The organism is Microcoleus sp. FACHB-SPT15, from assembly GCF_014849525.1.
GTDB classification, from domain to species: Bacteria; Cyanobacteriota; Cyanobacteriia; order Cyanobacteriales; family Coleofasciculaceae; genus Symplocastrum; species Symplocastrum torsivum.
This window is the reverse complement of sequence record NZ_JACJNU010000064.1, coordinates 1-13,668: the sequence shown is the minus strand read 5'-3', so window position 1 is coordinate 13,668 and position 13,668 is coordinate 1. Positions and strand designations below refer to the sequence as shown.

Sequence of the window (13,668 nt, the reverse complement as noted above, 5' to 3'; positions counted from 1 at the left end):
AGATTAGAAGCGGACGGCGCGTGTTTTAACAGATTGGTGAAAATTTCCCAAAGCTTGGACCCAGCAATGAGGCTAGCAAAACTGTTAAAACAGAGAGCCAAACCACCCTTAAAAATTAGGAATGGAGGAATACACAAGTCTGATTAGTTGAAGCTGTGAGCATCTGTAAACCTTAGTTGGATTTTTTGTTGAATAAGTCTAAGCGTGAACTCGGTACCTTTACCGAGTTCACTGAGTTTTTGGGGGTAGTTGATTCACTGGTATTCTCAAAGGTAACGCTTCAATTTGTGCTTAGCTGTAATCTGTCTTCAATATCAGATTTTTTCAAACTGTAGAGTACATCTAAAAAGTGCATCTGTAAGCTACCAGGACCAGCCGCTTTTTCTGCCGCCAGCTCACCTGCGATTCCCATCACTGCCATAGCATGAGTTGCTGCGATTAAGCTATCTGAATTGACGGCTAGAAACGCTCCGATTATCGCTGTTGAGGTACAACCCATACCTGTCACTTTTGTCATCAGGGGATGACCATTTTCTAGCTTTATGACTTGGTTAGCCTTGATGATATAATCTTTGGCTCCACTAATTACTACCGTACATTTATAAGATTGAGAGAGCCTCTTTGCTGCCGCTACAGCTGCTTCCGATTCTTGGGTACTATCGACACCTTTAGAGACAGCTTCTGTTCCCAAAATTGCAGAAACTTCAGAAGCATTACCCCGAATCACAGTTGGTGGAACTAGTTCAAAAAGTTTCTGAGTTGTTGCTGTTCGATAACTCGTAGCACCAACACCAACTGGGTCAAAAACAATTGGTTTGTTGAGTTTTTGAGCAAAAAGCATTGCCTTTTGCATCGCTTTTATCCAGGCTTCACTCAACGTACCTATATTGATGACCAATGCGCTAGAAATCCTCACTAAATCTCCTACCTCTTCTATCGCGTGTGCCATGATGGGTGAAGCGCCTAATGCTAAGAGGGCATTCGCCGTATTATTCATCACGACGTAGTTAGTGATGTTGTGGATGAGAGGATTAGTTTGTCGAATTGTTTGAAGGTCATCCCAAATCGTATCTGGGTTAATGTTCATAAGTACTAATAGTTTTTAGTGCCAGCCTCGTAATTTTTTGTGTACGCAAGCTAGATACCACATATAATCATCAAGCTTGTATTCGTTAGCGGCTTTGAGGATATAAAAACGCGATCGCAAAGTGCTGCTGCTTTCATCAGTTAGCCCTAAGTCTTTCGCGGCTTCATAGTACAAACCGATGTAGAGATGACTGTAAAACCTGCCATGTCTGCCATATTTCTTTCCCGCAGCAAGGACATCCTCTGGAGTACAATTTCCCCCATACAGGTCATACACGCTATTCATAATCGGTCGTGGGTCATTCTTAACGGCTAACAAGGCTTGTCGCGCTTCTACCGTACCCTTAACTTGAGCGATACAGAGATATCGCCAGACGGTTTCCTCGACATCTTGAGCATTTACATTTAGATCCAACTCAAACTGTGCTGCGCCTTCCTCAAATCTTTCGGCATAGTAGTACGATAGTCCGCGCTGCCACAGATAAGGTGAGACAGTTGGGTCAAGCTTCTCTGCTTGGTCAAAATCTTGAATGGATTCTGAAACATTAGCGAGTTTGAAGTTGACCATGCCTCGTCGAATGTAAGCTTTAGGGTCATTCGGGTAATTTCGGATGACCTCGTTCCACCGTGCGAGTTCCTGTTCGAGGGAAATTGAAAAAGCCATGAACTCAATAGTTCCAAGTAGGATAGACAAGTAATATGCACATTTGCCTAAACTGCTAGTTTATATGGAATTAGAGGGACGCTATCAACAAATTCAAAACAAGCTTGAAGAACTTTCAGATTTTTCTGTTGATTCACTGACTCGTTCTCGTAATCTTTTCCATTTAGAAACAAAACAAGTTATTCCAAGAAGATTTGAAGTCTGGACTCTTGTTGTTGGGCTACCTCTCCCGAATCAGTTAACCCAAAATTTTCAAACTCTTACTCAGCAGATAAGTGAAAGATTTACAGCAAATACACGATTTTACAAGGTTCTCCCCCAAAATTATCATTGGGAACTTTTCATTATCAAACGACCGGATGAAGACGTTACAGAAGATTGTCTGCGAAAAACTCCAGATGTTCTGAGAGAAGTGGTGTGTCATCAACCTTGTTTTAGAATCTCCTATCGAGGATTCTTAATCACAACCGATGGGACAATCATCGTCAAAGGTTATGGAGAATTTGATGAATTGCGCGATCGCCTTCGCCAGAAACTCCCTTGGGCATCGTTGCAGCAATCGAATCTTGGGCATATCTCTTTAGGACGCATTCTCGATCCAGTTGGCTATCAGTGTTTTACTGAACTTAAAGATTTAGTTCGGACTTCAGAAAATGAGGTTTATGGAGAACTTGAAGTCAGTGACGTTAAATACATTCACGAAAGCCAGTGGTATATGGAAGATAGAGAGGTTGTTGCTGTTTTACCTCTTCGTGCTTAAGTAACTTATAGTGGTTCTCAGTTGGATGAATGAGGTACAACGCCAGGTGTGTGAAACTCAAAAGAAGCAAGGAAAACCAAAAAGCTGATAGCTGAGGGTTTGCTGCTATATCTGCTGTAGATAATCGTATAAGTTACTCTTGGCTTAATGGGGAAAGGAGCGATGACCATGATTCAAGCCATATCGAAACAGGTAACATTTGACGAGTTCATTACTTGGTATCCAGAGGATGGGCGATACGAACTCATTGATGGGCAAGTTGTAGAAATGCAACCAACAGGTAAACACGAGGAAGTTACTGAATTTCTCTCCAGACAACTGATTCTGGAAGCTACAAGAGAGGGATTGCCCTACCGCTTCCCCACACGGGCATTAGTTAAAGCACCGAGTTGGGAGACGGGTTATCTACCGGATGTGCTTATCGTAGACCACAATGCTCTTAAGAGTGAGCCTCTGTGGAAAAAAGCAGCAACGCTCACTCAAGGAACATCTATACCCTTGGTAGTGGAAGTCGTCAGTACTAACTGGGAAAATGACTACGCCCGGAAGCTAGAAGATTACGAGACGATGGGTATCCAAGAATATTGGATTGCAGACTATCTAGGATTAGGCGGCAAGCGTTACATTGGTAACCAAAAACAACCTACCTTGAGTGTTTACCAGTTAGTCAAAGGCGAATACTCTTGTCAGCAGTTTAGGGGAAATGACCGAATTGAATCACGCACGTTTCCACAGTTGAACTTGACAGTACAGCAGATCTTTAGCGCAGGGGAGTAATACGCGATCGCTTAATGGCTTTCCGCCAGTGCCTTAAATTGCTCCTCATTAATCCGACCCGCTTGATACAACGTTTCGGTAATTTCAGAAATGGTTAATACCGAATGCGCCTGATAGCCATTCGCTTTCAATCTATCCTTGACTCCTTGTTCATGATCCATAAACACCACAATATCCTCGACCTTTAATCCAGCTGATTTAAGCTTGTCTGCACCTTCCATTACACTTTTGCCACTGATAAGAATGTCATCAACCACCACTACCGTTTCTCCTGGATGGAAGTTGCCTTCAATCACGCGGCGAGTCCCGTGCGCTTTGACTTCCTTGCGAGGAAAAATCATTGGGTGATTGAGGCGCAGCGCTAAACCAGTCGCTGTTGGCAATGAACCATAGGGAATACCAGCGATGCGATCAAAGTTGAGAGTTTTGAGAATATCCGCGTAGGCGCTTAAGATTTGATGGAAGATTTGGGGGTTAGAGATGATTTTACGCAGGTCAACGTAGTAGGGAAATGTCGCCCCTGAGGCTTGGACGTATTCGCCAAACAAGATGCAACCGATATCATACAGTTGCAAAATCAAATCTTGATAAGGATGCTGATTGAGCAAACAAACATCAGGCATCCATAGGTCACAGGTAGACCCTTCTCGAATAATCTGGTTTCTAGTTTGGTTAACGGATTGGCGTAGGGAGTCAATTTGTTCGGCTGGATGTTCGCTAACTAACATATCCAAGGGGACTGGGATAAGTAGACCGTTACCATTGGTATTCAATCCTACTGTCAGGATTTGATTGAGGTCGCTGCCGCCCTCTGCCCAGATGCTACGTGCTAAGATAACTCGTTCAGGAGCCTCAGCACGAATCCGTCCTAGGACATCTACATTAGTGGTTCCCACTTCTAGCCCTAATTGTTCAGGAGTTCCCCAGGTTTTGGCTTCCTTCACCACTTGTAAGTAAAACGGAGAGTCAATTGTGGGATACTGCTGTAATGCGATCGCTGCCTGATTAGAAGTACAGCACAGGACAAATACCGCTTTATTTGGGTGAACTAAAAAGGATGCAACATGGTCTTGTCCTGGATAAGGACTGAGGGTAATTGCATCGACTTGCCAATCTTCAAAAACAGTTCGAGCAAAGACAGTGCTAGTGTTGAGGTCACCGTGCTTTGCATCCAAAATAATTGGGATATGGGAAGGGATAGCCTCTAGAGTCTTGTGCAGCAGTTCCAGTCCTGGGGAACCCAATGCTTCATAAAAACCGAGAGTAGGTTTATAAGCACAGACTAAATCAGCGGTTTGAGCGATTTGGTATTGTAGCCAGTCCCACAAGCTATCAATGATGCTGATTTTACTGCCTGATTCACAGTAGCGCCTCGGCATCATTTCTGGATTTGGATCGAGTCCCACAAATAGTAAGCTTTGATTTTGGGCGATCGCTAAATTCAGTTTCTCAAGAAAGTTCATCTGTCTTCACGGCAGGATAACTCATCCTATCGTTTAGCAGGGGGGTGAGGAAAGCGTTGGTAGTTAGGTTAAGAATACCGTTTTTGTTTTCAACTCAAACGCGCTTAACGCACCGCCTCTGATGAATCAACGTGATAGGCTCAGAAAAGTCAATTTGGCAGGTTCATGAGTGGCATTGAGCGTGAGATTATCCTCGATTCTAGACACATCGCTAAGCATTTACCTGGCATACCACAAGTACAACGGTTGCTGAGACGAGGTAGATCTGCTCACGTTTTCAACAATGAAACCACAATGGAGACAGTTGCTCAAGCCATCATAGAGAAAGGAGAGTTTACACAGGTCATTCGAGGATATGAGCGTTACAGCTTATTCTTTGCTGAAGCAATTGGTTATCGAATTAACCCTGAAGATGGTTCAAGCACTCCGTTATTCTGTGGAGAGGTGAAAATTGATGCAGAAAATCGATACCACGCCATCCCGCGCACTCGACCCAGCCAAGAGTGACTGGAATTTTGTTGAAGTCTGGATTGACCCGATGCTTTCTCCTCCCTACATCTTGTTATTAGTAGGTAATTCATCTGGGAGGTACCTTGTACATGATCCGGCTGAGGATTATAAAGTCGTGTTTAGTAGTACAACCTATGATGAAGCTCAAACATGGTTGTTAGAGGATGAATATGAGCCAGTTGAAGGGCGGCTCTTAGCGTCAGAGTTGTAGGCAACCCTAAGTCTCTTCATCGCGGCAACATTGAGTCTGCCATGCTTTTCGGCTCAATACCGATGAGCCAATCCGTAATGATTAAAATCAGCAGAATCAGTGTGACAATCGCAACAAGTGCAACAGTATTGCTAAACGTCTTCCTTACATCGCGCTTACAGGCGTTGGCGCAACTCTCGGATGGCAACTCCAGTGCCACGCTCCTTTGCCGCTTCTAAACATTGAGCTACAATTGCCTGCAAATCAACGTCAGGAAAGTAGCGACTAGTAGCTTGTAGTTGGTATTTGCTGTCCTGTAAACCGTAGATGGCAAGTTGGTTTCGTTTTAGCAACCAGACCTCTGGCACTTGATACAGGGCATAATCGTTAGCATCGGTGTAGGTAGTGACATCAATTTCAATCACGAGATCAGGAGACGGATCGGTACCCCACTCCAAGCGATCGCGCCCAACTACTGCTTGCCAATTATCGATATAGAAGCAGTAATCTGGTTCTATGCCACCTTCTTCTGGCAACTCCATTGTGATCGGAGTGAAAGCTTCATAGTTGCGGTTAGAGGCATCAAGTAGAGCCGTGACTACATTAGCGACCAAATGGGCATCACGTCCATGTTTGGGTAGAGGGGATATCAGCAAGATTTCTCCAGGACGGTACTTGAGCCGAGGAATGGATGAATCTCCCCGACTTTCGCATAAAGTACGATAGTCTTGCCAGGAACCGAGCATTCGCACAACTGTTCCCGGTGGCAGTTGAATTTTGTCGCGTGAAATGAGAGCGTACATGAAGATTACTCCGTCGTCAAAACTCCTACGCTCTACAACTATATTCCAGCTTCAAGCACCCCATCTAAACCCCAATTCTCGACTCCTAATTACTTTTTAAGTATCTTCATCGCGGCAACGTCGAGTCTGCCAAGGCTTTAGGCTCAATCCCGATTAGCCATGCGGCAATGATTAGAATTGGAAGAATCAGTGTGATAATTGCAACAAGCGCTACAGCGTTGCTAAATGTTTTCCTTGATTTGATAGGTTGAGCGACTCTAAATTCATCAAATTTCACAACCTCTGATTCTGGCTGGAGTGTGTTGAAGCGATAACTGCTTACTGTACCCGTGCCTGTGTCTAAGAGGCTAAACGCTGAGACTTCGTTACTCGCTATATAAGGTAGTGGCTGATTGTCTTCTCCCAGAAGTGGCGCAAGCGTCGGCATCACCGGTTCAAGACCATTTGGGTCACCTATTGCTGCATAATCTGCCTTATTGTCAGTGGGTAGCGATCGCGTTTTGTTACCAGTGAAAGCACCATAGGTATTACCAACATTCGACGCTTCCAAGAAGTGTGTCCCATTCGGACTGATAAAGCGGTTCCAGACGTGCGAGTGTCCATAAAATACCAGTTGCACACCCGATGCCTCTAGCCGTGGCACCACATCACGAATAATGTAATCCGCCACCCTAGGGTACTCATAACGTACTGCTTGGACTGTTCCGTCTGGATTCCGCTCAACGATCTGCACGGGGTCAGTATAAGCTGGAACAATGTTGTCACCCAGAGAATGTGGGGGATGGTGAAACATCACGATTTTGTACTTGGCTTGCTGGAAGGCTTCGCTATTGAGTTCTTCGGCTAGCCAGTTATATTGGGCGCTACCCTGACCTACTGGTTCAAAGATATGCTGTCCATATCCCCAGTTCAGGGGGTTGTTTAAGTCTTCTTGCCGTTCCTGAAACCTACCTCTTGCCTCAGCATCTAAACTGGGTGTTCTCCAAATATTAGTGATGTACAGGACAACTAAGCGGATGTCCCCAAAGGTCACGGCGTAGTAATTCTGTCCCTTTGGATTATCTTGGGGTAGCGAGAAAATCTCGTTGTAGGTGTCGGTATTAAAGGAATTGTTTTTCAGCCAAAATTCGCGCAAGTTTGGGTTGTTGCTAGTATTCCACTCCTTGGCATTTTTCTGATAGATAGCTTCTGCCACAGCACGAGGGTAGGGGTCGTTAAACTGTTCGTTTAAGTTGCTAACCTTGTCAAAACGTCCCATTACTTCATGGTTGCCAGTTGCTGTAAATAGTGGCGCATATTGAATCAACGCACCGCCTGTGTAGGAGGCTTTGACACCATCTTTGTCCAGTTTGTAGTTCGCACGACCTTGAAGAGTGGGAAAGAAAGCACCACCGCGATTATCATCAAACCATTCTGAGGCGCGATCGGGAACATTAACCAAGTCACCTGCGAAGAAAATGGCATCAACTTTCCCAATGGTTTGAGCAACTTTCTGGATATTTGCCGCTGTCATCGGCATCAGTTGATGATCAGAGGTCAGTAAAATTTTCAGTGGTGTTTGTGAGGTTGGTGTAGGCGCAAGGGTAAATTGGCGACTGCTTACACTTTGTCCATTATCTTGCACACTCGTCACTCGATAGGGAACGCGATCGCCAGGACTTAAATCTGTCACTTCTGCCTCATGACGCCAGATGTCCCGCATCGTTGGCTGTTTGTAAATCTGACCTTCTTGTGTCTGTTCCCCTACTTTTGATAACTGATCTTCGCGAGTGCGGCTGAGTTTGGTTGTTGTTGCGATCGCACTACGGGTGAGTCCCTGTCCATAGGCAACACTATGGCGGGAACCCTCAAATTCCGTAAACCATACCACTCGTACTGAAGTCTCTGTTGGCAGCTGCAAAAATGGGTCAGTTAGCAACTGGGGCGCAGATGTCATAGTTGGCTGCCTGGTAAGTAGTACAACAATTGGGGCAAGGGCAATGAAGACAAGACATACAGCCGCAATGAGGAGAGAACGACTGATTGGACGTTTGACCATTTCTTGTCTTCCAAAAAAAAAGGCACATCGTTGTTCGCACTCTAGCAATTCAGAGATACGATGTCATGTCTTTTGGAATACACTTCCTTGTTTTAGTGAATTTCCGAGGAGACATTACTAACCCTACTATTAAAAATCGCACCTGCTTTGAAGTAGAAGTGCGATTAGGAATTATTGAAGATTTAGTGAAATGGTTGGATTAAATTTTTCTGTTTTTAAAGATTAAGGTTCAATTAACTTACAACCCTAAACAATGATTACTTCAGATTTCAACTCTTGTTCATCAATCGCCCTCAACCGTTTCACCATTAAGGCAGTAATCAATGAGTGATAGCCTGCCTATTCACCCTTCTAAAGCGAAGTTTATACAAGTACTACGTCAGCCGTCAGCTTTACAGAAGCAGAAATAGTTTGCTCGTCAGAGACTGCTACCTCAGTGCTACCAAGTGAGCAATTTACAGAAAACGCCTCTTTTAGTATCAGCTTTTCATCCTGTAAAATCTCTTCAATGCTTTCCCAAGATGGTGTAAACAGGGGTAAGGCTAAAGAACACGCTTTCCAGTTTCCCCTAACCGATACACCGAGTTGCTGACACGTCCCTCCACGTCGTCCCTCGACATCGTAATGGCGGCAATACCGGCAGGCAGAAGTTGGAAAATTTAATGTCTTCATTGGAGTTATTCTCAGGAATTATCTTCATCTCCTCTTCACATTCAATTCTCCTACTTCCTAATTTAGGAGTTTAGAGCTAGCAAACATTGAGCCTGTCTAGGTTAGAGTGATCCCCGAAGTAAATAATAGTTTTAGATTTTCTTTATTTTTCTGTTATACAGAGATACATTTGTGTTTAAGAAAAGACACAATTTTAACTATGCCTCTGAAGAAAGATGCTGTTTTATCCGTAAACGTTATGGGGATCAAGCTAAAACACAAGGAAATATGTATAGCAAGTTACTAAAGTTTTGGCAAGTAATTGGGTTAAAACCAATGGTTAGTAAAAAAAACTGGAGTACGAACAATTCTTAGAGAAACTTGCTTTCATCTTGCCAAATCAGTCAGGAGCGTAACCTTACCAATCCTTTACCTTTACTGAACAAAGGCTACAAACCGTCCAGCGCTGAGTTCTCCAAGCGGTATGGGGCAATGGTATTGGGAGCAAAGTGGGCTAGATAGCCGAGCATTCAGCTTCTTCAAAATTGAACGATGCTTAAATTTCAGGTTTTGTGCCCAAGCCGAGCTAGACGTGACAACATAAAGAACATCTCTAGAGAACGAGTGCGATCGCCTCTGCTGCGCCACTGCATTACCCGCGATTTCAGCCAGCCGCGAATTAAGTATTGAAGTTGTTTTGGTTCTTGCCACTGCGGCTGATTTTCGACCGAACCTAATATATTATTGAGAGATTTCAGCCTAAATCCTGTTTATACTCATCCAGGAGCCTTATCGTTTGGAGCAATCTCATATGATGGCAGCGCATCTACACTAAATCCTAGACCAATAGCAAAAAGCCAGTTTTCTTCTTATCTCCATTGCATCACAACCCAAAAGCCATTAAAAAACTGACAGCGAGCGTCACGCAAGAGAAACTCCTTTGCAGGATTTGAATCAAAAACTTAACCCTAAAGACCTCATAATGAGCCAAAACACCCCAGTTGAATCCTCACGCCCCTCAATCAATCCCACCTTACAAGCTGCTCTCGGCAGTTTTGATGTACAGCTAGAAGAAGAACTAGCACGTTACCGACGTCAACGCTCAGGGCGTCCAATCACACCGACTCGTGGTTTAGGTCGTAACCAAAGCCGTAAACCCATTGAGTTGATTCCGGTTGATAAGGGAGGAGAGCAAACTCCGCCGCTACCAGCATCGAGGAGGCTTCCTCCCTCGCAATTGATGCCATTTCCCCTAACATTAGGTAATCAGACACCAGATGCTGCCCCTCCAAAGGAGACACAAGACGAGCCAATAGCTCAACAGAATGCCAACTCACAACAGACAACGCCACAAAATGCCTCATCCCTGACAACTGAGGGAAGCGCGAATGAGCAACTTACTCCTCCTAGGGAACCAGCCGATATTGAAGGCGATTTAGCCAATTTTGCCGCTGAGCCAGCACAGCCAGAAGATTATCTGGAATCCTCAGAACAATTGCTGCGGAGTCTGGGGGAAGAAGAAGCCGATATTCATCAGCCAAGAAAACGTTTTACGGATAGGTTGCTGACTCCATTGGGGGTTGGCTCAGTGTTGCTGTTACTGCTTTCAAGCGCTACAGTTGCCTACATCATTACAAATCCCTCTACCCTCGGTATTCTGGGTTTCAATAAATCCGCCGAGAAAAAGACAGCAACCATAGCTCAAAGCCCAACACAGACAACAGTAACGAACAGCGAAGTAGCGAAAGAGACACCCGTTGTGAAGGGTCCTGATTTGGCTTCTGATGAATTCGTTGACGTGAATATCAGTAACCTCAGTCAATTAGAAGCTAGTCCGCCACCAACACCTTCAGCAGCCCCGATTCCCCCACTTCCCGATTTGCCTAGTCCTGTGACGACACCAGTTGCTCCTAGCGCTGTTCCTAGCCCAGTGCCTCCTCGACGTTCTTCAGATTTATCTTCAACACTGCTACCACCTGCTGCACAGTCGGGAGTTGTGCCGCCGCCACTATCCGTTGTACCCGTACCAACATCACCCACATCTGTACCACAAGCAAGAACACAAAGTTCTGTGGCACCTGCATCACCGTCTGTAACGCAGCAGCCAGAAGCGTCTCCTTCTCAAGTACAAGTAGCAGCTAACGCCACACCATCTAAGGATAATTACTACTACGTGTTGCTCAACGATGGTAGTGAGAGTGCGCTACAGCAAGCCCGGACAATTGTTCCAGATGCCTATACGCGGGACTTCCCACAAGGTACTCGTGTACAGATGGGAGCCTTTAAGGTTGAAGCCGAGGCAAAAAGTCTGATTGCTCAACTCCAGCAGCAAGGAATTTCTGCCTCGATTTATCGTCCCTAGATGTAGTAGGGTGCGTTATTTAACGCACCCCACAAGTAGATTCGCTGTGTAAGTCCTATAGGAGTTATGCCGTTAATCAGTGACAGCCTGATTCGGTCGCCGGGGTTTGGCAAGCTCAAGCCCTTATAGCAGAGCATCCATGGGAAATTCAGGGGTTTGAAGCTATCAACTTGAGTAATTCATCCAAAAGTTAAACGGGGTCTTGACCCTGAGATACCATGATGTTAAAGATTCCCCCGACCCGCAACGTGAATGGAGATCTGCCATGGGATTGATCGATCGCATAATGCGAGTGATTCGCGCCAACCTCAACAGTCTAGTTGGGCAAGCGGAAGATCCAGAGAAAGTTCTGGAGCAAGCTGTAGAAGATATGCAGCAGGATTTGATTCAGCTGCGGCAGGCTGTGGCGCAGGCGATCGCTACCCAAAAACGCACGGAACGACAAGCCTCTCAAGCTGAATCGACAGCGCAGGAGTGGTACAACCGCGCTCAACTAGCACTCTCCAATAGTGATGAAAACCTGGCACGGGAAGCTCTAACGCGACGGAAATCCTACCAAGAGACAGCAAAAGCAATGCGATCGCAGCTATTGCAAGAAGCGGATGTTGTCACCAAGCTGAAGGAAAATATGCGGGCGTTAGAAGGTAAAATCTCCGAGGCAAAAACCAAAAAAGACTTATATATTGCCAGAGCACGCTCCGCTCAAGCGTCCCAAAAAATTAACGAAATGCTGGGCAATGTGGGAACGGGTAATGCCTTGACTGCTTTTGAACGGATGGAAGAAAAAGTGATGCAGCTCGAAGCCCAGTCCGAAGCACTAGAAGAATTGGGAAGCAATGAACTCGAAAAACGATATGCCGCTCTAGAAGCTGGCAGTGAGGTTGATAATGAGCTAGCCGCACTGAAAGCCAACCTGAAGGCAGGCACAGAACCCGCAAAATTACCGTCTAATCAGGCATCATCCGTTAAAAATCATGAAATTGATGGAGAACTTGAAAAACTGCGTTCCGAAACTGATGGGGCTTGATGAAGAAAGCAGGGGAAGCCGGAGGAAAAGATAATGGCATCTCCCGTTGGGGGAATCTTCTCAAACTCACTTAGTGCTTTGCGGTTGACACTTTGAGAAATTGGTTAGTATCTGGCACTTTTCAGCTAGAAGTTTTTAAACTGGATTAAACAGCGTCCTGTTTTGATAGCTTGGGTATGAGTGTTTTAAATGATTCAAAGAAGCGCTTTAGACTTGAGACGGGACATCCATTGCTTAAACCTCAGCCCAACCACAGCAGACTGACGCAAAGCGAGTCTGCTTTACACCTACTTTATACATTCCGAGAGGATAGACAAGCGTCATGGGATTATTTGATCGCCTTAGCAGAGTCGTCAGAGCCAATTTAAACGATGTGGTTAGTAAGGCTGAAGATCCAGAAAAGATTCTGGAGCAAGCGATTATTGATATGCAAGAAGACCTGATTCAACTGCGTCAAGCGGTTGCTAGGGCAATTGCTACTCAAAAGCGTACCGAACAGCAATACAACAAAAACCAAACAGAAGCCAACAACTGGCAGCAACGCGCTCAACTAGCACTCCAAAAAGGAGATGAAAACCTGGCGCGTGAAGCACTGACTCGTAAGAAAGCGAATGCCGAAACAGCGGGTTCACTCAAAGGTCAGTTGGAGCAGCAGAGTGGTCAGGTGGACACCCTGAAGCGGAATCTAATTGCTCTTGAAAGCAAAATTTCCGAAGCCAAGACCAAGAAAGATATGCTCAAGGCACGGGCGAGTGCTGCCAAAGCCAACGAGCAGCTGCAAAACGCTGTTGGGCGTTTAGGCACCAGCACCGCAATGGGTGCCTTTGAGCGGATGGAAGAAAAAGTCATGGAATTGGAAGCTCGTTCTCAGGCAGCCTATGAATTGACGGGAAATGACTTAGAACAACAATTTGCCCAACTAGAATCCGGTAGCGATGTTGATGATGAGTTGACAGCGATGAAAGCGCAGTTGTCAGGCGGTTCCGTTTCACAGCAAGCTTTGCCAGCCTCTGAAGAGAAAACAACCACCTCCTCAGATTCAGCCGTTGATGCGGAATTGGAAGCACTCCGAAAGCAAATCGACAACATCTAGGTGTTAGCGATCTCGTCATAACGCTTCCTGCAATCAAACACCTTGTTGAGACTTCACTGACTTAAGCGGAAAGGGCGACCTTTCCGCTTATTACAATATTTGATTGTTTAGCTAGCGTTAAGCTTTCTAAACTGAAGTTCCCCCATACAGATGTACTGTTTAGTAAGCAAGAGCTTGCTCTGCTTGAGATAGAGATATCGTTCCCGTCAGCTTTGTACCCATGTAGTTTTAGATTTTCTTAAGC

The 13,668-nt window shown here is 45.3% G+C and carries 15 protein-coding genes; 8 read left to right on the top strand and 7 right to left on the bottom strand.

The window, feature by feature from the left end; translation table 11 throughout:
• Positions 1-280: 280 nt before the first annotated feature.
• Complete coding sequence (thiM, locus tag H6F98_RS27225) at positions 281-1,087, bottom strand: hydroxyethylthiazole kinase (RefSeq protein WP_192221867.1); 807 nt, start codon at positions 1,085-1,087, stop codon at positions 281-283.
• 15 nt (positions 1,088-1,102) lie between these two features.
• Entirely contained in the window at positions 1,103-1,750 is a 648-nt protein-coding gene (locus H6F98_RS27220) for a hypothetical protein (RefSeq protein WP_192221866.1), read from the bottom strand.
• A 43-nt stretch (positions 1,751-1,793) separates the two neighbouring features.
• Between H6F98_RS27220 and H6F98_RS27215 the strand changes: the two genes are divergently transcribed.
• The gene (locus H6F98_RS27215; RefSeq protein WP_242058721.1) at positions 1,794-2,510 is read left to right on the top strand and encodes a hypothetical protein; all 717 of its coding nucleotides are present in this window, start codon (positions 1,794-1,796) and stop codon (positions 2,508-2,510) included.
• Between the two features lie 168 nt (positions 2,511-2,678).
• Positions 2,679-3,287 carry a Uma2 family endonuclease gene (locus tag H6F98_RS27210; RefSeq protein ID WP_192221865.1) on the top strand — a complete coding sequence of 203 codons (609 nt, stop codon included), beginning with the start codon at positions 2,679-2,681 and terminating at the stop codon, positions 3,285-3,287.
• An 11-nt stretch (positions 3,288-3,298) separates the two neighbouring features.
• Here the strand turns inward: H6F98_RS27210 and H6F98_RS27205 are convergent, their stop codons facing one another.
• The gene (locus H6F98_RS27205) at positions 3,299-4,750 is read right to left on the bottom strand and encodes a bifunctional orotidine-5'-phosphate decarboxylase/orotate phosphoribosyltransferase (RefSeq protein WP_192221864.1); all 1,452 of its coding nucleotides are present in this window, start codon (positions 4,748-4,750) and stop codon (positions 3,299-3,301) included.
• A gap of 165 nt (positions 4,751-4,915) precedes the next feature.
• On the opposite strand from H6F98_RS27205, the gene H6F98_RS27200 reads away from it, so the two are divergent.
• Entirely contained in the window at positions 4,916-5,257 is a 342-nt protein-coding gene (locus H6F98_RS27200) for a DUF6972 family protein (protein WP_192221863.1), read from the top strand.
• Positions 5,205-5,471: a hypothetical protein gene (locus tag H6F98_RS27195; protein WP_192221862.1), complete on the top strand. Its 267-nt coding sequence runs from the start codon at positions 5,205-5,207 to the stop codon at positions 5,469-5,471. The genes H6F98_RS27200 and H6F98_RS27195 overlap by 53 nt, the downstream gene beginning before the upstream one ends.
• A gap of 155 nt (positions 5,472-5,626) precedes the next feature.
• Here H6F98_RS27195 and H6F98_RS27190 read toward each other — a convergent pair whose 3' ends face one another.
• Positions 5,627-6,253 carry a Uma2 family endonuclease gene (locus H6F98_RS27190; protein ID WP_192221861.1) on the bottom strand — a complete coding sequence of 209 codons (627 nt, stop codon included), beginning with the start codon at positions 6,251-6,253 and terminating at the stop codon, positions 5,627-5,629.
• 106 nt (positions 6,254-6,359) lie between these two features.
• Positions 6,360-8,291, bottom strand: a complete 1,932-nt coding sequence (locus H6F98_RS27185; RefSeq protein ID WP_192221860.1) for a metallophosphoesterase — start codon at positions 8,289-8,291, stop codon at positions 6,360-6,362.
• A 65-nt stretch (positions 8,292-8,356) separates the two neighbouring features.
• Between H6F98_RS27185 and H6F98_RS27180 the strand changes: the two genes are divergently transcribed.
• Positions 8,357-8,494, top strand: a complete 138-nt coding sequence (locus tag H6F98_RS27180) for a hypothetical protein (RefSeq protein WP_192221859.1) — start codon at positions 8,357-8,359, stop codon at positions 8,492-8,494.
• Between the two features lie 160 nt (positions 8,495-8,654).
• Here the strand turns inward: H6F98_RS27180 and H6F98_RS27175 are convergent, their stop codons facing one another.
• The gene (locus H6F98_RS27175) at positions 8,655-8,963 is read right to left on the bottom strand and encodes a hypothetical protein (protein WP_192221858.1); all 309 of its coding nucleotides are present in this window, start codon (positions 8,961-8,963) and stop codon (positions 8,655-8,657) included.
• Positions 8,964-9,377: 414 nt separating this feature from the next.
• On the bottom strand, positions 9,378-9,653 hold the full coding sequence (locus H6F98_RS27170) for a DciA family protein (protein ID WP_199348981.1): 276 nt from the start codon (positions 9,651-9,653) through the stop codon (positions 9,378-9,380).
• Between the two features lie 271 nt (positions 9,654-9,924).
• Between H6F98_RS27170 and H6F98_RS27165 the strand changes: the two genes are divergently transcribed.
• From H6F98_RS27165 to H6F98_RS27155, 3 genes are all read left to right on the top strand, one after another.
• Positions 9,925-11,304 (top strand): SPOR domain-containing protein, encoded by a 1,380-nt coding sequence (locus H6F98_RS27165; RefSeq protein WP_192221857.1) that lies wholly within the window; start codon positions 9,925-9,927, stop codon positions 11,302-11,304.
• A 265-nt stretch (positions 11,305-11,569) separates the two neighbouring features.
• Positions 11,570-12,331 (top strand): PspA/IM30 family protein, encoded by a 762-nt coding sequence (locus H6F98_RS27160; protein ID WP_192221856.1) that lies wholly within the window; start codon positions 11,570-11,572, stop codon positions 12,329-12,331.
• 322 nt (positions 12,332-12,653) lie between these two features.
• Positions 12,654-13,424: a PspA/IM30 family protein gene (locus H6F98_RS27155; RefSeq protein WP_192221855.1), complete on the top strand. Its 771-nt coding sequence runs from the start codon at positions 12,654-12,656 to the stop codon at positions 13,422-13,424.
• Positions 13,425-13,668: the final 244 nt, after the last annotated feature.